General features: G+C 44.9%; 36 protein-coding genes. 5 read left to right on the forward strand and 31 right to left on the reverse strand.

Annotation, left to right across the window (positions count from 1 at the left end; all coding sequences use genetic code 11):
• Window positions 1-12: 12 nt before the first annotated feature.
• From QOS10_RS01250 to QOS10_RS01390, 29 genes are all read right to left on the reverse strand, one after another.
• Complete coding sequence (locus tag QOS10_RS01250) at window positions 13-225, reverse strand: hypothetical protein (RefSeq protein ID WP_283593203.1); 213 nt, start codon at window positions 223-225, stop codon at window positions 13-15.
• A gap of 77 nt (window positions 226-302) precedes the next feature.
• On the reverse strand, window positions 303-575 hold the full coding sequence (locus QOS10_RS01255; RefSeq protein WP_283593204.1) for a hypothetical protein: 273 nt from the start codon (window positions 573-575) through the stop codon (window positions 303-305).
• 17 nt (window positions 576-592) lie between these two features.
• A complete protein-coding gene (locus tag QOS10_RS01260) occupies window positions 593-793 on the reverse strand; it encodes a hypothetical protein (protein WP_283593206.1) in 201 nt (66 codons plus the stop codon).
• A 1,163-nt stretch (window positions 794-1,956) separates the two neighbouring features.
• Window positions 1,957-2,442, reverse strand: coding sequence for a hypothetical protein (locus QOS10_RS01265; protein ID WP_283593207.1), 486 nt, complete (start codon window positions 2,440-2,442; stop codon window positions 1,957-1,959).
• A gap of 76 nt (window positions 2,443-2,518) precedes the next feature.
• Window positions 2,519-2,842, reverse strand: coding sequence for a hypothetical protein (locus QOS10_RS01270; RefSeq protein ID WP_283593208.1), 324 nt, complete (start codon window positions 2,840-2,842; stop codon window positions 2,519-2,521).
• Between the two features lie 94 nt (window positions 2,843-2,936).
• The gene (locus tag QOS10_RS01275) at window positions 2,937-3,140 is read right to left on the reverse strand and encodes a hypothetical protein (protein WP_283593210.1); all 204 of its coding nucleotides are present in this window, start codon (window positions 3,138-3,140) and stop codon (window positions 2,937-2,939) included.
• Window positions 3,118-3,402: a hypothetical protein gene (locus QOS10_RS01280; RefSeq protein WP_283593211.1), complete on the reverse strand. Its 285-nt coding sequence runs from the start codon at window positions 3,400-3,402 to the stop codon at window positions 3,118-3,120. The genes QOS10_RS01275 and QOS10_RS01280 overlap by 23 nt, the downstream gene beginning before the upstream one ends.
• Before the next feature lie 24 nt (window positions 3,403-3,426).
• Window positions 3,427-4,215: a hypothetical protein gene (locus QOS10_RS01285; RefSeq protein WP_283593212.1), complete on the reverse strand. Its 789-nt coding sequence runs from the start codon at window positions 4,213-4,215 to the stop codon at window positions 3,427-3,429.
• Window positions 4,216-4,217: 2 nt separating this feature from the next.
• Window positions 4,218-4,562, reverse strand: a complete 345-nt coding sequence (locus QOS10_RS01290; protein WP_283593213.1) for a hypothetical protein — start codon at window positions 4,560-4,562, stop codon at window positions 4,218-4,220.
• Window positions 4,563-4,782: 220 nt separating this feature from the next.
• On the reverse strand, window positions 4,783-5,007 hold the full coding sequence (locus tag QOS10_RS01295; protein WP_283593214.1) for a hypothetical protein: 225 nt from the start codon (window positions 5,005-5,007) through the stop codon (window positions 4,783-4,785).
• Window positions 4,994-5,314, reverse strand: coding sequence for a hypothetical protein (locus tag QOS10_RS01300; protein WP_283593216.1), 321 nt, complete (start codon window positions 5,312-5,314; stop codon window positions 4,994-4,996). Before QOS10_RS01300 ends, QOS10_RS01295 begins: the two co-directional genes overlap by 14 nt.
• 108 nt (window positions 5,315-5,422) lie before the next feature.
• Window positions 5,423-5,650: a hypothetical protein gene (locus QOS10_RS01305; protein WP_283593218.1), complete on the reverse strand. Its 228-nt coding sequence runs from the start codon at window positions 5,648-5,650 to the stop codon at window positions 5,423-5,425.
• Window positions 5,640-5,906: a hypothetical protein gene (locus QOS10_RS01310; protein ID WP_283593219.1), complete on the reverse strand. Its 267-nt coding sequence runs from the start codon at window positions 5,904-5,906 to the stop codon at window positions 5,640-5,642. The genes QOS10_RS01305 and QOS10_RS01310 overlap by 11 nt, the downstream gene beginning before the upstream one ends.
• Window positions 5,906-6,169 (reverse strand): hypothetical protein, encoded by a 264-nt coding sequence (locus tag QOS10_RS01315; protein ID WP_283593221.1) that lies wholly within the window; start codon window positions 6,167-6,169, stop codon window positions 5,906-5,908. The genes QOS10_RS01310 and QOS10_RS01315 overlap by 1 nt, the downstream gene beginning before the upstream one ends.
• A complete protein-coding gene (locus QOS10_RS01320; protein WP_283593222.1) occupies window positions 6,169-6,405 on the reverse strand; it encodes a hypothetical protein in 237 nt (78 codons plus the stop codon). The genes QOS10_RS01315 and QOS10_RS01320 overlap by 1 nt, the downstream gene beginning before the upstream one ends.
• Before the next feature lie 140 nt (window positions 6,406-6,545).
• Window positions 6,546-6,818 (reverse strand): hypothetical protein, encoded by a 273-nt coding sequence (locus QOS10_RS01325; protein WP_283593224.1) that lies wholly within the window; start codon window positions 6,816-6,818, stop codon window positions 6,546-6,548.
• Window positions 6,808-7,077, reverse strand: coding sequence for a hypothetical protein (locus QOS10_RS01330; protein WP_283593225.1), 270 nt, complete (start codon window positions 7,075-7,077; stop codon window positions 6,808-6,810). Before QOS10_RS01330 ends, QOS10_RS01325 begins: the two co-directional genes overlap by 11 nt.
• Window positions 7,067-7,486 carry a RusA family crossover junction endodeoxyribonuclease gene (locus QOS10_RS01335; RefSeq protein WP_283593226.1) on the reverse strand — a complete coding sequence of 140 codons (420 nt, stop codon included), beginning with the start codon at window positions 7,484-7,486 and terminating at the stop codon, window positions 7,067-7,069. Before QOS10_RS01335 ends, QOS10_RS01330 begins: the two co-directional genes overlap by 11 nt.
• Window positions 7,479-7,841 carry a hypothetical protein gene (locus QOS10_RS01340; protein ID WP_283593227.1) on the reverse strand — a complete coding sequence of 121 codons (363 nt, stop codon included), beginning with the start codon at window positions 7,839-7,841 and terminating at the stop codon, window positions 7,479-7,481. Before QOS10_RS01340 ends, QOS10_RS01335 begins: the two co-directional genes overlap by 8 nt.
• The gene (locus tag QOS10_RS01345; protein WP_283593228.1) at window positions 7,838-8,155 is read right to left on the reverse strand and encodes a hypothetical protein; all 318 of its coding nucleotides are present in this window, start codon (window positions 8,153-8,155) and stop codon (window positions 7,838-7,840) included. The genes QOS10_RS01340 and QOS10_RS01345 overlap by 4 nt, the downstream gene beginning before the upstream one ends.
• Window positions 8,148-8,987, reverse strand: coding sequence for a DnaD domain protein (locus tag QOS10_RS01350; protein WP_283593230.1), 840 nt, complete (start codon window positions 8,985-8,987; stop codon window positions 8,148-8,150). The genes QOS10_RS01345 and QOS10_RS01350 overlap by 8 nt, the downstream gene beginning before the upstream one ends.
• Complete coding sequence (locus tag QOS10_RS01355) at window positions 8,974-9,309, reverse strand: HNH endonuclease (RefSeq protein WP_283593231.1); 336 nt, start codon at window positions 9,307-9,309, stop codon at window positions 8,974-8,976. The genes QOS10_RS01350 and QOS10_RS01355 overlap by 14 nt, the downstream gene beginning before the upstream one ends.
• A gap of 2 nt (window positions 9,310-9,311) precedes the next feature.
• Complete coding sequence (locus tag QOS10_RS01360; protein ID WP_283593270.1) at window positions 9,312-10,142, reverse strand: PD-(D/E)XK nuclease-like domain-containing protein; 831 nt, start codon at window positions 10,140-10,142, stop codon at window positions 9,312-9,314.
• The gene (locus tag QOS10_RS01365) at window positions 10,126-11,052 is read right to left on the reverse strand and encodes a recombinase RecT (protein ID WP_283593232.1); all 927 of its coding nucleotides are present in this window, start codon (window positions 11,050-11,052) and stop codon (window positions 10,126-10,128) included. The genes QOS10_RS01360 and QOS10_RS01365 overlap by 17 nt, the downstream gene beginning before the upstream one ends.
• A 2-nt stretch (window positions 11,053-11,054) precedes the next feature.
• Window positions 11,055-11,240, reverse strand: a complete 186-nt coding sequence (locus tag QOS10_RS01370; protein ID WP_283593233.1) for a hypothetical protein — start codon at window positions 11,238-11,240, stop codon at window positions 11,055-11,057.
• A 32-nt stretch (window positions 11,241-11,272) separates the two neighbouring features.
• Window positions 11,273-11,446, reverse strand: a complete 174-nt coding sequence (locus tag QOS10_RS01375) for a hypothetical protein (protein ID WP_283593234.1) — start codon at window positions 11,444-11,446, stop codon at window positions 11,273-11,275.
• Window positions 11,447-11,458: 12 nt separating this feature from the next.
• Window positions 11,459-11,653 carry a hypothetical protein gene (locus tag QOS10_RS01380; protein WP_283593235.1) on the reverse strand — a complete coding sequence of 65 codons (195 nt, stop codon included), beginning with the start codon at window positions 11,651-11,653 and terminating at the stop codon, window positions 11,459-11,461.
• Window positions 11,634-11,798, reverse strand: a complete 165-nt coding sequence (locus tag QOS10_RS01385) for a hypothetical protein (RefSeq protein WP_283593236.1) — start codon at window positions 11,796-11,798, stop codon at window positions 11,634-11,636. Before QOS10_RS01385 ends, QOS10_RS01380 begins: the two co-directional genes overlap by 20 nt.
• Window positions 11,798-12,160, reverse strand: a complete 363-nt coding sequence (locus tag QOS10_RS01390; protein WP_283593237.1) for a hypothetical protein — start codon at window positions 12,158-12,160, stop codon at window positions 11,798-11,800. The genes QOS10_RS01385 and QOS10_RS01390 overlap by 1 nt, the downstream gene beginning before the upstream one ends.
• A gap of 57 nt (window positions 12,161-12,217) precedes the next feature.
• Here QOS10_RS01390 and QOS10_RS01395 point away from each other — a divergent pair, with 57 nt between their 5' ends.
• The gene (locus tag QOS10_RS01395) at window positions 12,218-12,406 is read left to right on the forward strand and encodes a hypothetical protein (RefSeq protein WP_283593238.1); all 189 of its coding nucleotides are present in this window, start codon (window positions 12,218-12,220) and stop codon (window positions 12,404-12,406) included.
• A 119-nt stretch (window positions 12,407-12,525) separates the two neighbouring features.
• Here the strand turns inward: QOS10_RS01395 and QOS10_RS01400 are convergent, their stop codons facing one another.
• Window positions 12,526-13,263: a Rha family transcriptional regulator gene (locus QOS10_RS01400; RefSeq protein ID WP_283593239.1), complete on the reverse strand. Its 738-nt coding sequence runs from the start codon at window positions 13,261-13,263 to the stop codon at window positions 12,526-12,528.
• A gap of 18 nt (window positions 13,264-13,281) precedes the next feature.
• A complete protein-coding gene (locus QOS10_RS01405; RefSeq protein ID WP_283593240.1) occupies window positions 13,282-13,497 on the reverse strand; it encodes a helix-turn-helix transcriptional regulator in 216 nt (71 codons plus the stop codon).
• A gap of 160 nt (window positions 13,498-13,657) precedes the next feature.
• On the opposite strand from QOS10_RS01405, the gene QOS10_RS01410 reads away from it, so the two are divergent.
• Genes QOS10_RS01410 through QOS10_RS01425 form a run of 4 tightly spaced genes read left to right on the forward strand, consistent with a single transcriptional unit; the run spans window position 13,658 to window position 15,462 of the window.
• A complete protein-coding gene (locus QOS10_RS01410; protein ID WP_283593241.1) occupies window positions 13,658-13,999 on the forward strand; it encodes a helix-turn-helix domain-containing protein in 342 nt (113 codons plus the stop codon).
• Window positions 14,000-14,017: 18 nt separating this feature from the next.
• Window positions 14,018-14,311: a hypothetical protein gene (locus QOS10_RS01415; protein WP_283593242.1), complete on the forward strand. Its 294-nt coding sequence runs from the start codon at window positions 14,018-14,020 to the stop codon at window positions 14,309-14,311.
• Between the two features lie 47 nt (window positions 14,312-14,358).
• Complete coding sequence (locus tag QOS10_RS01420; protein ID WP_283593243.1) at window positions 14,359-14,931, forward strand: hypothetical protein; 573 nt, start codon at window positions 14,359-14,361, stop codon at window positions 14,929-14,931.
• Window positions 14,932-14,958: 27 nt separating this feature from the next.
• A complete protein-coding gene (locus tag QOS10_RS01425; RefSeq protein WP_283593244.1) occupies window positions 14,959-15,462 on the forward strand; it encodes a hypothetical protein in 504 nt (167 codons plus the stop codon).
• Window positions 15,463-15,654: the final 192 nt, after the last annotated feature.

A 15,654-nucleotide genomic window follows, 5' to 3' on the forward strand; every position in this document is an offset into this window, starting at 1 on the left:
ATAGCCTTACTCTTATTCCACTATCTTTTGCCATTCCTTAGTATTGAAATAGCGCTTAATGGTCCCCCCTGGCATAGCAAGTGCCATATAGCCTGCTTCATCTTTGGAGACTAGCGCATCATAACCACCTTTGGAGATGATCAGCTTACCAATATCTGCTGCGTTAATGGCGTGCAGTTTTCCTTCGATCCCTGGCAGCAGATAGATGATCTTGCTTCTTTGCATTTTCTATTCGCCTCCTGGTCCTTTCAGCATGGTTGAGCATATGCAACTCAGCACCACCGCTGACTGTTCCCCATGATTTAGTCCACCGCATGCTTGAGCTCCTTACAGTAGTAGTCCAATTCGTATGCCGCGATACGGACAACCATTGTGTCAGCCCGATAGGCATAATGCTGGCGCGCATCTGATTCGCAATCAAAGCTATCAATTGGGATCAAATTTTTACCATCCTGTTTACAGACAAGGAACCGGTAATTTGCCTTATCTTCCTTGTGTTCCTTTACAATCCAATAAATTTCTACGCCCAAGCTAACTGCCAATAAAGCCGTAAATACATATGAAATCCAGTCCATATAATTACCTCCTAAGCTCAATACCGTGCAAAGTCAATTAGCTTCGTTTTAAGCGCCTCGGCAGCCATTGAGCGAGCTTCTGGGTTACCTTTGACTACTTCCTTTAGAACAGCCTCATAAAGATCGTCCTCGTCATCGTGGGCCGCCTCGAAGTCGTCCTGCTCATCGCTGATCTGCTTAACTAATAATTGAACGTCTTTGGTATCGTTGACAGTCATCCACTTTCACCTCAATAAAAAAGCGCCCAGCAAACGCTAGACGCTAAATTGATATGAGCAATCATAACCTTGAACCACTCAAATGAAATGATGTAACTCGCTCATAATGTTGATGACCGGTTTTCCACGCCGATCATCACCAGATAGTCATGTAAGCCGTGAGTTTTATTGTTACATTTCTAATCACCGGCAGCCGTGATCTATCTGGTATCAAGGCGAAGTGTGAAGTGAGGTGCTAACTCTCATCTCCTATCAACAAACGAATTAAAGTAGTCGCCTTGAAAGCCAAGAGCCGGGAATCGAACCCGAACTGTACGTGACGGTTACTTGCTTCTCGTAACAGAACCGCCATGTCCCAAGAGGCGTCCACGACTTCCTCAACCAGGGGCCATTGGCATATAAGCACGTGTGCTATCAAAAGACCAATTAAGAAGGGGAACCTTCACTCCCTTTTCAATGATTTTTGTTGTGTGCTTATACGGCACGATCGTACTATCAAAAAAGGAGCTTTCACTTCCTTATATGTTTTTCGTGCCAATGCTGATGTGTGGACTCGAACCACCGACCAGCAGGAGCGGCCTGCTAATCACCACCGCTCATAGTCCTTTGGTTGCGACCCAACTTACGACTATGTTCTAAACGGCATCAGCATATATAGAGCACGCAAGCCTCCGCACCCGGTCGAACTTTTCCGCGAACGCCTGTAACGGTGCTGGTGCTCTATGTTGTGATCCTCTAGCCGTTGAGTTAGATCACGGACTCTTCTGCTCATTGCATGGACGCCTGAGACTATCAAGAGAGGCGCTGAACTGTAACTGGACTCTTAATCCAGAAGGAGACAATTACTGTCAAAAATCGGATTGTAAAATTGATGTTAGTAGTAGTGATAGTCTCAATGCGGAACTATGGTCATCTGCCACCATTGCGTCGGCTTGGTTACCGGACTTCCGCCGCTTGTACGTAGATAGAGAGTTGCGATTTGTGAGTATACGCAGCAGCCGTCTACGGACTTATGTAATTTACTAAAATTAGTTCTCATTGGAGGAACCTAAGCAGTTTAAGGACTTACCCAGGTCCATATCTTTCAACAATACAAGAATACAACAGCTGAGTTCCCGTTCTGTTCCTGTTTACTTCCCGATTAGTTCCCGATTGCTTCCTGTTTAGTTCCTGTTTACTTCCCGTTTTTTGACAATAAACTTTGGAATCAGCTTTCGGTCAACGTGCATGGCGAGCGACACACCATCCATGACGTCTGCAAACTCGTAGCAAGCATAGTCGTCAGCCCGCTTGTAGGTGTCGTGACCAAACTTTCTGCCGAGGTTCATCTTGACCTCTTGAATATCCAGCTGCTCAATGTAACGGTAGCGAAGGATCTGCTGACTGGGAAACATCCCGGTATTACTGCAACCCTTAATGGCAATATCAACTGCTCGCTTGGCTTGGGCATAATAGGCGTAGTCGATCATCATATCCTCTGAAGCATTACCCTTCCGTGACCCGTGGACCCCTGTTGCATCAATCTGGGGAGACTTGATCCCGGCAAACCAGGCTCGTCTTCTGATCTGCGGATATTGATCAGCGTGATAAAAGAACTGCTGAACTTTTTTGATTGTGGCTTCCTTGTCCACCTCTGGCACTAACTCCACGGTTTAATCTCCCCTTGTGATATAATTAGTTTGTTTAGTATTTAAGGAGCTGCACCAACCGGTGTGGCTTTTTTATTTACTTCAGTTCATCTACTGTAACCGTAGAATTATCCCCGAAATAGATATTGTGCTTACGGTTATTCTGATCAACATATTGTAACGAGCGGCTTGAATGCTTGATGTCAAACTTGCCCTTTTCTTCCATGATGACCTTACCATCGGCGTTATAAACTTTAATCTCACGAGGAATACCATTATTCATTTCTGACTTGAAGTCCTTACTAATCCTTCCGCCGCTTGCTGTCTTATTAAAGTACCAGTGGGAGCATCCCCCAAGTAATGCTAAAATCACAACAATTACAGAAGTCACAACTAAAATACGTTTTTTGGTGTTACTCATTTGATGCCCTCCAATGAATTTTTAAGCTTCTTGTGTTCCTTTCGCCGGTTAAGTTTGCGCCGGCGTTTAGTTCGATTCGATTTCTTCTTCGACTTCATTTCTTCACCCTCCACATATTTGTGACCGTTATCGGATCAACCTCGATCTGTTTGAATTGAGTACCTATCGATTGACGTTGAATGATAAACACGAGCGTGTGATAAGCGTAGTGCTTGTGGCCAACGATCCTATACACGTGCGCACCGTCAGTAATCAAAGCACCGTTCTTCTCAGCCTCAATCGCTTCTTCCCGTCTCATCGTATTTGCCCACCTCCTCATACGTTTGCTGAAAGAAATCATCAGGAAGTATCCGATACGAGCCATCTTCAAAGCTCACGATCCAATCGCCATTTTCGACAACGGACAAAGAATTCGAACTGTAATTAGTAAACAAATAATCATGGAACCTTTCAGTCAAAGACCTCTTCATTCTCAAAATGCCGTATTTCCTTTGCTGCTCATCTGTTCCTTGGTATTGTTCTGCTCTGATGGTTCCCTTTTCCCGGTATTTTTTAATCATCATCTTTTCCCTCCTCTTCTAGCATCAAAAACATTTCCACACACCGATCAAGACGCCCAAAAACGCAAATAGCAATGTTCCTACGACTGTTAGCAGATTACCGTTCCCAGTTTGGGGCAATTTTGTCTGTTGATCATTTTGTACCGTATTGCTTTGTGCGGGCTTTTTAACTTGTGATGATAAATTGGCTGGCTTAGCACTTACTCGGCTTGTCGTGGCTTGCTGTGAGCTGTGAGTGGTACTCTTTGCTTCAACGCTTGCCTGCTGATTAGGCTGAGTAACAGAAGCCCGTGCCTGTGATTCAGCCTTCGTAGCTTCCGGCTGTGGCTGGTCTGAGCTGATCTGGCTTGCCTGAGTGGTTGTTACCTGCTGGGTCTGCTGTGGCTGCTGGCTAGGCTGATCGGCTTGTTGCTGGTCTTGTTCCCTCTGCCACTGGGCAACATCATAGTTATGCAGATCATCACCCAACCGAGTTTGTGCTTGCAGCCACTCTTGGTAAGTAGCACCGGCTTTGGCATCGGCAGTCATATAAGCTTCGCTATACCGATTGCCTTGCCCTTGCTCCCAGGCATCTTCACGCTCTTGCAACGCTTGCTGGTACTGAGACCACAACGAATTAATCTTCTGATTGCCTTGAGTTTGAATCTCCACGCGCGTTGGATCAGTAGTGTCAGCGCTAACTGGTACCGATACTGCTAACCCCACCAGCATGATCACTGGTACTAAAAGTAATTTAGGCTTCATTATGTTGGCATTAGCATCGTTTACGAGTTGCTCAAATTGTGATAATTCACCGTTAATCTTTGTTTCCATGTTTAGTTCTCCTTCCGTTGCAGGTCAATGACTTTATGTTGCTCTTCCTCCTCGTATTCATGCATCTTTACTGGCCGCCCATTCTCAGCTACAACGAATCCATCAATCACCACAGTAATTAAGACAGATTTCAAGCTATTGCGGCTAAGCATTTCTAAAATGATCTTTTTCTGGTAATCTTTGTTAATTCTGGCAAAATTAAGCGGCATCATGTTGGCGTCATAGCACCATAGCCACAAAAGATTGTCTTGGTTGTTCTTTGGTTCGGGGATAAGCTCTACTGTCTCGTATCCTTCAAACAACGAAAAGCCGCCCTTGTATTTCTTGTTAATTTCAATCCGTTTCATTTCTTCCACCTCTTCGGTTTCCTAGCCGTTTTGCACCACCATTGTGACCACTCGTAACCCGTGTGATCCATGAATTTAGCTCGCTCAATCTGACGCTTTCTAGTCCTCTTGATCGGACTAATACGCTTATAACCACTCAAAAGGGCAATAAAGTCTTTAGTAACTTTAGGATCACTTTTGACCATGAAACTGACCTCTGGGCTTACTGGTACGTTAAGCATTACTCTTCCTCCTCGTTCAGTGGGCGACCACATTTGGGACAATAGGCAATCGGCTCCAATGAGCCAATAAATGTCAGCCTTAGTGAAGTCCATAGATGCCAGCCGTCCTTCCGTTTGATAAGCCCCATTGTGCAGCCCGGAATGTCTTGAATCATCTTGACATGGCGGGCAGTGCCTTTCTCATGACAGTACGGGCAATTCTTCTGCTTTTCAGTTAGTTTCATCACTATCACCTGATTCTGGTAGATATTCGCCACATAACTTAATCAAATCTGCAAACATCTTCGAGTCAAGCTTATCCACGTAAGCTACTTCTAGCTTGATAACCGGAGTGTTCTCGACTTCAACCATAGCTAGTACAGGATCATCAGCATACTTGACTATAACGTCGCCAGCTTCTTGGTGCCGCAGTTGCAAAAAGTCGCCGTTTAATTCAGCATTTGTTTCGTCTTTTGTGACGATCTCAAAATTCAAATGTGAATCTAAATTGTTTAATTTTGTACCAAAATCGTTAGATTGTATTTTCTTCATTTTTTCCACCTCTTCGGTTTCCTGGCCGCCTTATGCCACCACTGTGACCACTCATAGCCGGTGTGGTCCATAAACTTGGCTCGTTCAATCTGGCGTTTTCTAATTGGCCTACTCTTCATCAGCATCACCACCGAACTTTACATCATAGCTATCAACAATAGCGTCGACAATTTGTTGCTGATTTTCATTTTTAATCAAGATTCTAAGTAATAAAGTCAAAGCAACCGCAATCTGTACTCCGTTGTATTTCTCCACCGCTTTTTGAATACTTCTAACAACTTGATTTATCGTATCTGGATCTAAGTTTGAGTCTTTCAAAATTTCATCAACAGTCATTGTCGTCTGCCTCCTCATACGTCCGCCGGAAGATGTCATCAGCAATGCACCAATGCTCTCCATCAATGCCAGTGGCAATCCAGTCGCCAGTATCAAATTTCATTCCGCCCTCTTTTGTAGGTAATACAAATCTAGGTTCGCCTGCAAAGATATAATATTCCGGATTAATTTTGCCACCGTACTTTCGTGCCATTTTTGCCGACCCATCGAACTGCTCGGCTTTGATGGTTGTCTTCTTGCGATATTCTTTAAGCATTACTCTTCCTCCCCGTTCCAGCTTTGAAAGGTATCTTCGCCATACTTTATTAATTCCAAACCATCCTTCAGTACATAACGATCAATACTCCACCATTCAGGGCGATAGGCTTGAACGTTATAGCCAATGATATTGTTATTATCCCGAAGCGCCCGGCGAAAACGTTTAATTGCTTCTTTTTGATTAGGTGCAATCGTCATATATTCTTCAATGCAGTCCTCACGAATACCTGGTCCAGCAGAGATATGATATAAATGCACCATTACTCTTCCTCCTCGTTCAGCGGGCGATCACATTTTAAGCAAGTGTAAATCTTTTCTTCATCGGTTAAATCGTATAAGGATCCAACGTCCTCAGGGTCACCATTCGGCATAACTCGTAGATAATACTCACCTGCGTCAAATTCAATTTGCAAATAGAGGAGATTGTTAAACATCCACATCTTCTTATACGGATAATGACAATATTTACAGTTCTTTTGCTTTTCGGTTAATTTCATCGTTCAATCCTCCAATAACTGCGCGAACATTACTACCAGCGCAGCCCCGACAACTACATTGGCTGGGTCAACCTTACATATGATCATCGTGATAATCACTGCTGTGACACAGATGATCCCAACGCATAAAGGCAGCTGCTTCATTTGCAATCTCCCATCCGCTGGTCAATCTTTAGCTCAACAGCTTTTAACTTGCCGTCAATGAAGTTAGCGAGTTCTTGAAATGAATTGATGTCCTCACTGATAGCCGCCTTCTGGATCCAGTCCTTCACAGCTTGCCCAAAGTTCTGGTAGTAAAACTTCTGCCCAGCTGGTGTGCCGTCCTTCTGCAAGCGCCCTGACTTCTTAACCAGGATCACGTTGCAATGATTGCTGGAAGTAATACACCACTTATCGTCAAGATCAATCTTCATCCTCGTTCACCTCCACAGCATAAGTAACCGCTGCTACCTGTATCATTGCATTACCGTATTCGATCCAGATGCCATCGTCGTCAATGGCGCCAGAAACAAGGGTAACGCTGTCCCATGTCTTTACGTCAGCGCGTAGTGCTAAAAAGCAATGGCCATCAAACGGCAAAAACTTAAAGCAAACGAATATGCTGTGGTTGTTATACTTAGCCTTTACTGTCGTTGTTCCGTTGATAATGTCTACTGCTTCATCAATCTTCATGTTCTTCCTCCACTTCGATTTCAATCCTCGGGTGATCTGAGTAGTACTTCCCCGTGTGCAACTCAACAATCTCGTTATCATCGACCCACAGGACGCCGTTCAAGCCATCTAACGTGGATTTGATATAGTTGTCCAAGTCGGGCTTCTTCGTCGGCCTGATGGTTCCCTGGGCCTTTAGACGGTGCCGTTTTTTTGTCTCACTCTGCTGGATAGCTCGATAGAACTTGATCGTTACTACCAGCGGACCAGTCAGTGGCTCACCGTGATACATAAACCGAGCGCTCTCAGCTAACTGAGCCTTGTAGACGTGCACCTGCTCCAGGTCGTATAGACGAATGCCTCGACCGAAGCGGGTTGCACGTGGTCGTGCCTGGGCTACTGGCGGGAAGTCAAACGTCAGCTTAATCATCCTCGTTTAGCTCCTCCAGACTGCTGGATCCTTGACCCGTTGCCTTTTCAAATGGTCTGAATCCCGGTTGAAGCTGCGGTGGCCACCGGTGGTAAAAGTAGCCGTTGTCGGCCTGCTCATACCAGCTGCCATCGTCCATAGCGACCACCAGATCACTGGCCAGGGCACAATAGCCACCTTGCACACGATACTCGGTGTCGTAGAACATCGACTTAAACTGCCTCCAGGGCATTGCGTAGCGGCCGTCTGCTGAACCAACCCAGATGATCATGCCCGTATCCTCAACGGTTGTCTCAATTTCATCGACAATGTTGGCCCATTGCATTCCGTCTGGGACCTTTACTTCTTTAATCATGCTGTCACTCCCCTAAATTTATTCGTCATTGCGAAGCACTCGTGTTTCCATTGCTCCGCTTGCTTCTGCTTGCTGATGCCCACTGGGTCAGCTAATACCCACATGAACTGCTTACGCGTCCAGGGAACCTTGTAGTCCTCGTCGTGATAGTCCAGTAAGCGTAGCTGAGTGATAGCCCCATGAAGGTAGCTCTTCACAACTGCTTTAGGATCAGCAATCATCAATTCATTCTTCTCGTGGAACTCGTTCTCGTAGTCCACCTTGAGCAGGTCCTCGGTGGTCTTCCACTTCTTCTCAATCTCATCATTAGTCATCTGGCATCACGTCCTGACTATCATCCGGTGCCTGGTACGTTGACTTAGATGGCTTGGAGTAGTCTTTGCCAAACCAGTCTGGGAGCGTCTCTCGCACTTGGGGAGCATTATATCCTCGCCGCTGTTTGCTCTGCTGCTTATGTTGAGCAGACAGTTGCTCCGCCTGTTCAATAGTCCGCACCGAATTGGCTTCAAGATTCTTGAGTACAGTCAGCAAGTAGGACCAGTTAGGATGTTGAGCGTTATTGTCAGTTTGACGAATTGCCCAGCAGACTAGCGGGTTACCTAGTGTCTTAATGAAGTCGAGGAAGATAGACAGATGAAGCCCTGAGTTGACATTAATGCCCGCTTGAGTTGCTACGTCAAACGGATTTTCATCAGCTTGGCTGGCTGCCGTATCATCATCATCTTTTTTAGTCTCTCTTTTATTAGTCTTATCAGTATTTAGTAAGTCAGTATTTAGTAGTTGCGGGTTTTCCGTATACGGTTTTCCCGTTGACGCATTATCCGATATCGGATTTTCCGTTATCGGGTTTTTGAAGATCGGTTTCTCTGATAATGTCCAAACGCTATCACCAAAAACGCCGTTCTCATTTTTCTGCGTCCGTTTTAAGTAACCAGCCTTTTCCAGTTCATTAACTCCGGTGGAAGTTGAGCCGATACCATCAACTGCATGCTTAGCAACTTCGGTTACTCGGTAGTCCCAATCGTCAGGCTTAGACCATAAGTAGGCGAATAGCCCTTTAGCCTTCCAAGTCAGGTGTTCGTCATTCAGTGGAGTATTGTCTAGCGTCGTGAAGCCTCTTTGGTATTGTTTTCTAATCTTTGGCAACTTTCTCACCTCTTATATATTTAGGTTTGATAATGCTGATATGCTTCTTTCTATTGCAATGATGGCAAGATACCGTAAGATTGCTGTCTTCGTTATTGCCACCCTTAGCTAGAGGAACAATATGGTCTATGTCAAAATCGTCAAACGATACATGGGATCCGCAATAGGCACATATTCCTTTATCACGTTTGTACACTCTTTTACGCTTGACCTTAGAAACCTTCGGCCGTTGCCCTTTGGGGTATCCATGCTTAACGTGCATCAAATGCAACTTTTTATTTCTCTCAAGAAACTCCTTAGTAGTAATTACTTCTATCGCCATAATCACACCTCAATCTCACTTGCATGGACAAACCCATTCAGCATCTTCGTCTCACGGCAGTAGTCACACTTACCGCAGTATTCTGGCTTCTCTTCGCCAGTCATCACTTTCCAGAAATGTGGTTGAAGCTCCTTGAGCTTGTCCATCTCTGTCTGCATCTCGTACGCATCCGTACCATTAGGGCTGCTAAAGTCGATTGCCATCTTATCCGGTGGTGTCTGCTTCGATACGGCAAAGATGAATGGTTGGCAGTCAACGTTGAACGTCTGCCTAATCAGTTCACGGTAGATCGCCATCTGGAGGTTATACTCGCGATCCTGAATAAAGGGGACATATCGGTGCTCCTCAGCATTCCAGTGTCCCTTGTGGATGTCGTCTACCGTCTTCAGATCGCAGAAGTAGCCCTTATCAAGACATAGACTGTCGATCTTGCCCTTCCACCAGTAACCGCCAATCTTGCCCGTGACGATTACTTCCTTGTCTCCCGGACCGTAGAAGTAATTGAACATGTCGTCCTCCTGCAGCGTCTGCACCAGCTGATTAGCGATCTTGAACTCGGCTCGCAGGTGGCCGTGTGGGTAAGTCTTGGTTGGCTTGGTCATCAGGACTTCCTTGTTAGCGTCGATGAAGTCGCTATGACTTTCCACCGACTCAAAGTAACTGTGGACATAGTTGCCAACAAGCAGCGGGATCGGGCTTGACTTGGGCTGCCAGTCTTCCTTGAGCTTGGCTAAGGCACGGGCCTCACATTGCTCGAAGTCCTTGAATAGTGAAAAGCTCATGTACTGCCAGTCAGTATCGTGGGAGTAGTAGTTCTCAGGCGTCAGTTTCATCGGTTGGTTTTCCGGATTCTTCGTTGAAGAGGTCTGTTTGCCCTTCTGCAACGTCTTCGTTTGGTTCTTCGTTGCTGTTGCCATCGTCCTTTACCCCCTTTGCCTTGTCTTCCTGGGACTTCTTGAAGCCCTCTAGCAGTTCAGTGGTGGTCTGCTGCTTATTCTCGGCGGCAGGTGTTACATCGCGCCGCTCCTCATCGTCGTACTCATTACTGGTCGTGTCATTGATAGCACCTGTCAGTAGGTCGCTGTCGTCTGACGTGTTGATGAACATTTTGGCGGCACGATTGAGAACGGTCCGCTTGGCCATCTCCTGGCTGAAGTTCTGCTGCACCTTGTTGTTCTTCTGCCGGGTCTGGGCCCAGGATTGATCAATCTCCTTCTTGGTCATGACCGTGAAGTCAGTGCCCTTGTCAGTCTTGATAATGGCAAAGGCCCCCGTGATTGGCTTGTCTTGGTTCTCAAACTTAGGGTTGAACCTCTTAACGACTAACTCCATATCATCGTTGGCACCAATCTCAAAGTCATCGTCCTGGTGTACTACTTCGGCCCGGACCTTCTGAACACCATCAAGACGCTTGACGGCCGCAACAGTCCCGAAGTAACTTCGTTGCATCTGAAGCTCATTACCGTACACGATGAAGTAGCATTGATCCTTCGCTGGCGATAGGCCCTGCAAGGTCATATCCAGCAATGCCTTAACGATTGAGTCCTGTGTGCATGCTTCTAATGCTGGCCGATGGCTACGATCTTGGACCTTTTGTAATTCAAGGAAGGCCGCGTTCAGTGCGTTAGAAGCGTTGTAGTTTCTCGGCAGTGATAAGTCCTGCGTGGTCTTCATCTGATTGATCCGATCAAGGACCCGATCAGTTAACTTGGTTGGTTTCTGTTGTGTTACTTGATTAGCCATGATTAAGCCTCCTTTACCATGCCAAGAGTAAGCGCGATAGCCTTGCAACGATCAACTTCGGCAAATAAGTGTTGGCCTACCGCTTCTGAGTTATTCATCATTGTTTCAACAGGAATTGCTCCGATCAGGTTATTTAGTCGGTGCATGTCTTTCTGGTTCTCAGTAAGTGTATTTTCTAGTTCAGTCATGATATAATTACCTCGAATTCTATATTCATAAGTTACTTACTTTGGACGTCAGCATCTCCAGTGCTGGCGTCTTTTTTGTTTGGGTTAAGCGGGTCAAAGCCAATCAGTACGAACGCAAGAAGCAATACGATAGCGCCCCCATACGAGCCGATCATGGCGCAGTAACAGCACCAGACCCCGGTTAAGAATGAAAGTGCCTTACTCATCGTCTCCACCTCCTAATCAATGATTGCGGCCAGGTAATACTTCGCGGTGGCTTCGTTGATCTCCTGGTCCTTGAGATCGTTGAAGCAGAATACGTTCGCCGCCCGGTTGTCGAATTGGGCTTTGACATTGGCTGGCAGCTTGTCGAAGTTGACTGCTTTCTTAGCCAGCGCAGTGAAACGGTCTAACTTAGTCATTACTTGTTGCATTGTTAGTCCTCCTTCCATGCTTTGATTCGTAAGCGTCCTCATTACGGCGTAGTAAATGATCGCCGTTGATAAGGTTGACAATCACACCCACCAAAAAGGCTGCAATAATGATCAGCCAAGGCAGGCAAAAGATAAACGTGAACATCAAACTCCTCCTTCCATGATCTTCAGATGCGGATCTTGCTTCTTTTTCTGCTCCCTGCCAAGAAGCCAAGCGTCAAATTGCTTGCGGTCGTAATAAACAACGCTTCCCCGCTTGTAACAGATCTGATTGCCAGGGCCAAGCTCAGCAAGAATTTCGTTATGGCGGTCATTCAGCTGGCCGTATGACAGACCATAGATGCTTCTGTGGCTAATGATCCAATTAGCTGACACAACGTCTGGCAATGGCTCCGACACGCCACCGGTCTTGACAATCGCCTCAGCGACTTGCTTAGCCACTTCCTTAGCCACTGCTTCATCGTGGTGCTTAAGCTCATCAGGCGTTAATACAATAGCGTTCTGCATCTGATCATCTCCTCTCTGCTATACTTGAGTCATCTCCTAGTGGAAGGAGGTGATTCTATGAACGAAGACATTGCAAGTAAAGAAGAAGTTATTGTCAGAATGGATTCACTTGAAGTGCTACAGCAGTTTTTGAAAGATAACCACATTCAAGAACATTCAAAAACTGGTCAACTATTGTCACAGCTTCAAACTAAAACCATTAATCGGATCCTAAGTGATAGTAGAATTCGAATAGCTTCAAAATAAGTTGTGCTTCTTCTAAACTATTAACCTTTCGATAAATCCAAGTTAACTTTTTTAGTTTCTTGGCAGTCACCTTATCCATAGGTGGCTTTTTATTTTGCTTCGACATACTCGACACCTCCTTAAATCTCATCATCAACAATGTCATCCTGATGCTCATAGAAGTTCTGAACCGCTAGCTGGTTGTAGTAGTAACGATTGTTCTTCCAGTACCCGTAACGGTTAGCCGCTCCCTTTGGTGCCTTTAAGCCAAGCCGTTGACCCCAGATACCAATCGTGTAAGGACTAACGCCAAGCTGACCCGCAATGTCACCAGCCGTAAACGTCTTGTCCTGATATACAGGGAACATCAGCTGGTTAGTAGCTTCATTCATCAACTGCTGGTAAAGATCACCATGTGTGCGTCCTGCAATCTTCAGAAGCAACTCAGCTCGCTTGTTAGCATTCTGAGCTTCCATCTCTTTAAGCCATTGCTCTTTGAAGTTCAACTCACGGTTACGCACCGCAATCTCGTCAGAAGTCATGTGGGCTTCAATTGCTTTGTGCTCTTCCTGATATTCATTGAAAAGCGACACGTACTGAGCCGTGAATAACGTACCTTTCTTACCAGTCATTTTGTTAGCTACGAATTCGCAGCCCTGCTTGGTTAACAAGTAGCAAGGATTAACTTTCCCGTTACTTGCTTTATAGGTACTTTCAACAAAGAAATCAGTAGAGCGCAATTTTGCGCTGTACTTAATAACCTTGATATAGTCGCGAATATCGCGCATTAGATCACGATGTCGTTTGCCAATCATCTTGGCAACTTCCCGACTATCCAAAGTCGGTTGTCCGTTGAAATTAAATAACTGTGGTTGCATTTGATTACCTCCTTATCACTAAGAGTGACAATTAATTGCAAAAAAAATTGTGTCCACTGATTCATCGTAGTAGTTAGCAATCTTGATCTTTGTATCATCACTGCCTTTACGATAGCCAGCCTCAAGCATAGCGAGCATTGACTGCGAAATGCCAATGTTTTTAGCCGCTTGAGCTTGAGATTCACCTTTTTCATGTCTCAAACTAATTAAGACTTTGTTAGGTGTGACGCTCATTGCATCGCCTCCTTATCACTAAGAGTGATTTGTCTTACGGCTATTATAATATATCACTTATTGTGATTAGTCAACCACTTTAAGTGACTATTTTTATGATTTTTCAATCACGAATAGTGATATGCTTATCACAAATAGTAGTTACGAGAGGTGAATAGATATGAATATGGGAAATAGAATAGCCGAATTAAGGTCAAATGCTCATATGTCGCAGTTTCAACTCGCAAAAGTGTTAGGAATTGGAACGAGCACGTTGGGAATGTATGAAACTAATAAGCGAAAGCCAAGCCCAAAGGTATTAAATAGAATAGCCGATTACTTTAACGTATCGACCGACTATTTGCTAGGTAGGAAAAAGCTTGATGCTGATACACCCGATAAGCCTTTAAGCAAGAACCAGAAACTGGTTGCCTACTCAATCGACCCGGACATCTCCGATGAAGAGCGTAGAGATATCATCGAAATGGTCAAGATTGCTATGAAGAACCGCCGTCGCGTCTAAGGTCGTGAGCCTATGGAAATGTCTGAATTAGAAAAGATCGAGGATCAGCACCCCGAACTACGCTTCTATATGATCGACGTTCCCAACCCACACTATCATGGCAGCATTGACGGGAACGATGTGTATATAAACGAAAACCAGCCCGAATTGGACTGGCTGAAAACAGCATTGCATGAATGCGTCCACTCTGACTTTGACACCGGTGACTTGTCGGACGGCAGGAAGCTCAGCACGATGGTTGCTGAACGCTGGGCAATTAATGAATCAAGACGTGAATATGATGCAATGCTTAATAAGAGACAGGTTAATTAGTACGTCCAAACGTGATCGACGTTAAAAGCTATCTTGGGGGAAGAAATATGTTACTACAAATAATATGGGTAATCGTTCTGATTGCTTTAGCTTTCTTTTTGGGCAGATTATCTTGGGGATATTTAAAGGACCACAGGTATTTGGCGGCTATTATTCAGGGAGTTGTCGCATTCATGGTCTTAATGTTTGCGTTTGGACCAATCCTCGATTACGAAGATGCTCATGAAGCCCCTTCTCATGTAACAAGTTCTTCAAAAAAATCTAGCTCGTCTAGCAGTAAAAGTAATTCCAACTCGGAAAATGATAAGGAAAGCAGAGAAGTTGTCAAAGCACGGGTAAAAAACACTTGCGATGCTCTTAATGAAGAGATGAGTAAGCATTCAGAACTAGAAGGTTTCTCAATGAAACCATCTGGAGACCAATTTAAGGTAACTGTTCCAAGCTCTACTACGTCCCTTTCTAATAATGATCAGAAATCAATCTATAAGAGTGTCGTTGATTTGATTTATTCCTATGACAACGGGACAAATCAAGGATCATATGTTGAATTTGATGGCGATGACGGAATGCCCGTTGCTCATTACTCATATGTTAGCGATTCGGTCAAATTAGATAAATAAGAAATATGTCTTGGGGGAGTAAACAAAATGAAGAAAATAGGTTTAATCTGTGCCACCCTGCTGGCAGGACTGTCATTGTCAGCTTGCAACAATCTGGCATCACAATCGCATAAGGCATCAAGTAATTCTAATAACAGTAGCTTAAAAGCTGAAAATTCATCGTTGAAGAAGCAGCTGCAAAAGAAACACAAGCACAGTAAAAAGAAGCAAAGTAGCAGTGATCAAAGCTCTGCCATTTCTGATGCAAGCAGTTCAAACAGCCAGCAGTCCTCTACACAGGTAAGCAATGCTCAGCGTACTAGCAGCACACCGCAAAGTAATGGTGGCCAGCAGTCTGCTGCACAATCCCAGCAACAACCATCACAATCAAGTGACCAACGTCCAGACGATGTGCCAGCTAACTTTAAGGAGTACACGTCATACACAACCGACGGGCATAAGATGACCCAATGGAACGACGCTGGCCAGTATGAAGGCGATCCTGACGTCCAGTATCAAACTATCAAGATGCAAACTGATGAAGGATATTAAAAATAGCCCTCTCCGGAGAAAGGACGTGTGAATGGATGAAAAAATCAAATAATTTAGTAATGTTCATTATGTTAGTAATAATCATTGGTGGTGTACTTTACTCGGTAATAACAGATTGGTCGTTGTCGTTAGGTGGCTTGGGTAAACTATGCAAAGACTTAATCCCACTAGCCTCCATAGTCTATGGATATT

It is taken from the genome of Limosilactobacillus galli (genome assembly GCF_947381495.1).
Lineage (GTDB): Bacteria > Bacillota > Bacilli > Lactobacillales > Lactobacillaceae > Limosilactobacillus > Limosilactobacillus galli.

What these genes read in the sequence shown, in the direction of transcription:
- QOS10_RS01250 (WP_283593203.1), bottom strand. Translation starts at nt 225, where the DNA reads ATGCAAAGAAGCAAGATCATCTATCTGCTGCCAGGGATCGAAGGAAAA.
- QOS10_RS01255 (WP_283593204.1), bottom strand. Translation starts at nt 575, where the DNA reads ATGGACTGGATTTCATATGTATTTACGGCTTTATTGGCAGTTAGCTTG.
- QOS10_RS01260 (WP_283593206.1), bottom strand. Translation starts at nt 793, where the DNA reads ATGACTGTCAACGATACCAAAGACGTTCAATTATTAGTTAAGCAGATC.
- QOS10_RS01270 (WP_283593208.1), bottom strand. Translation starts at nt 2,842, where the DNA reads ATGAGTAACACCAAAAAACGTATTTTAGTTGTGACTTCTGTAATTGTT.
- QOS10_RS01275 (WP_283593210.1), bottom strand. Translation starts at nt 3,140, where the DNA reads ATGAGACGGGAAGAAGCGATTGAGGCTGAGAAGAACGGTGCTTTGATT.
- QOS10_RS01280 (WP_283593211.1), bottom strand. Translation starts at nt 3,402, where the DNA reads ATGATTAAAAAATACCGGGAAAAGGGAACCATCAGAGCAGAACAATAC.
- QOS10_RS01285 (WP_283593212.1), bottom strand. Translation starts at nt 4,215, where the DNA reads ATGGAAACAAAGATTAACGGTGAATTATCACAATTTGAGCAACTCGTA.
- QOS10_RS01290 (WP_283593213.1), bottom strand. Translation starts at nt 4,562, where the DNA reads ATGAAACGGATTGAAATTAACAAGAAATACAAGGGCGGCTTTTCGTTG.
- QOS10_RS01295 (WP_283593214.1), bottom strand. Translation starts at nt 5,007, where the DNA reads ATGAAACTAACTGAAAAGCAGAAGAATTGCCCGTACTGTCATGAGAAA.
- QOS10_RS01300 (WP_283593216.1), bottom strand. Translation starts at nt 5,314, where the DNA reads ATGAAGAAAATACAATCTAACGATTTTGGTACAAAATTAAACAATTTA.
- QOS10_RS01305 (WP_283593218.1), bottom strand. Translation starts at nt 5,650, where the DNA reads ATGACTGTTGATGAAATTTTGAAAGACTCAAACTTAGATCCAGATACG.
- QOS10_RS01310 (WP_283593219.1), bottom strand. Translation starts at nt 5,906, where the DNA reads ATGCTTAAAGAATATCGCAAGAAGACAACCATCAAAGCCGAGCAGTTC.
- QOS10_RS01315 (WP_283593221.1), bottom strand. Translation starts at nt 6,169, where the DNA reads ATGGTGCATTTATATCATATCTCTGCTGGACCAGGTATTCGTGAGGAC.
- QOS10_RS01320 (WP_283593222.1), bottom strand. Translation starts at nt 6,405, where the DNA reads ATGAAATTAACCGAAAAGCAAAAGAACTGTAAATATTGTCATTATCCG.
- QOS10_RS01325 (WP_283593224.1), bottom strand. Translation starts at nt 6,818, where the DNA reads ATGAAGATTGATCTTGACGATAAGTGGTGTATTACTTCCAGCAATCAT.
- QOS10_RS01330 (WP_283593225.1), bottom strand. Translation starts at nt 7,077, where the DNA reads ATGAAGATTGATGAAGCAGTAGACATTATCAACGGAACAACGACAGTA.
- QOS10_RS01335 (WP_283593226.1), bottom strand. Translation starts at nt 7,486, where the DNA reads ATGATTAAGCTGACGTTTGACTTCCCGCCAGTAGCCCAGGCACGACCA.
- QOS10_RS01340 (WP_283593227.1), bottom strand. Translation starts at nt 7,841, where the DNA reads ATGATTAAAGAAGTAAAGGTCCCAGACGGAATGCAATGGGCCAACATT.
- QOS10_RS01345 (WP_283593228.1), bottom strand. Translation starts at nt 8,155, where the DNA reads ATGACTAATGATGAGATTGAGAAGAAGTGGAAGACCACCGAGGACCTG.
- QOS10_RS01355 (WP_283593231.1), bottom strand. Translation starts at nt 9,309, where the DNA reads ATGGCGATAGAAGTAATTACTACTAAGGAGTTTCTTGAGAGAAATAAA.
- QOS10_RS01360 (WP_283593270.1), bottom strand. Translation starts at nt 10,142, where the DNA reads ATGAAACTGACGCCTGAGAACTACTACTCCCACGATACTGACTGGCAG.
- QOS10_RS01365 (WP_283593232.1), bottom strand. Translation starts at nt 11,052, where the DNA reads ATGGCTAATCAAGTAACACAACAGAAACCAACCAAGTTAACTGATCGG.
- QOS10_RS01370 (WP_283593233.1), bottom strand. Translation starts at nt 11,240, where the DNA reads ATGACTGAACTAGAAAATACACTTACTGAGAACCAGAAAGACATGCAC.
- QOS10_RS01375 (WP_283593234.1), bottom strand. Translation starts at nt 11,446, where the DNA reads ATGAGTAAGGCACTTTCATTCTTAACCGGGGTCTGGTGCTGTTACTGC.
- QOS10_RS01380 (WP_283593235.1), bottom strand. Translation starts at nt 11,653, where the DNA reads ATGCAACAAGTAATGACTAAGTTAGACCGTTTCACTGCGCTGGCTAAG.
- QOS10_RS01385 (WP_283593236.1), bottom strand. Translation starts at nt 11,798, where the DNA reads ATGTTCACGTTTATCTTTTGCCTGCCTTGGCTGATCATTATTGCAGCC.
- QOS10_RS01390 (WP_283593237.1), bottom strand. Translation starts at nt 12,160, where the DNA reads ATGCAGAACGCTATTGTATTAACGCCTGATGAGCTTAAGCACCACGAT.
- QOS10_RS01395 (WP_283593238.1), top strand. Translation starts at nt 12,218, where the DNA reads ATGAACGAAGACATTGCAAGTAAAGAAGAAGTTATTGTCAGAATGGAT.
- QOS10_RS01400 (WP_283593239.1), bottom strand. Translation starts at nt 13,263, where the DNA reads ATGCAACCACAGTTATTTAATTTCAACGGACAACCGACTTTGGATAGT.
- QOS10_RS01405 (WP_283593240.1), bottom strand. Translation starts at nt 13,497, where the DNA reads ATGAGCGTCACACCTAACAAAGTCTTAATTAGTTTGAGACATGAAAAA.
- QOS10_RS01410 (WP_283593241.1), top strand. Translation starts at nt 13,658, where the DNA reads ATGAATATGGGAAATAGAATAGCCGAATTAAGGTCAAATGCTCATATG.
- QOS10_RS01415 (WP_283593242.1), top strand. Translation starts at nt 14,018, where the DNA reads ATGTCTGAATTAGAAAAGATCGAGGATCAGCACCCCGAACTACGCTTC.
- QOS10_RS01420 (WP_283593243.1), top strand. Translation starts at nt 14,359, where the DNA reads ATGTTACTACAAATAATATGGGTAATCGTTCTGATTGCTTTAGCTTTC.
- QOS10_RS01425 (WP_283593244.1), top strand. Translation starts at nt 14,959, where the DNA reads ATGAAGAAAATAGGTTTAATCTGTGCCACCCTGCTGGCAGGACTGTCA.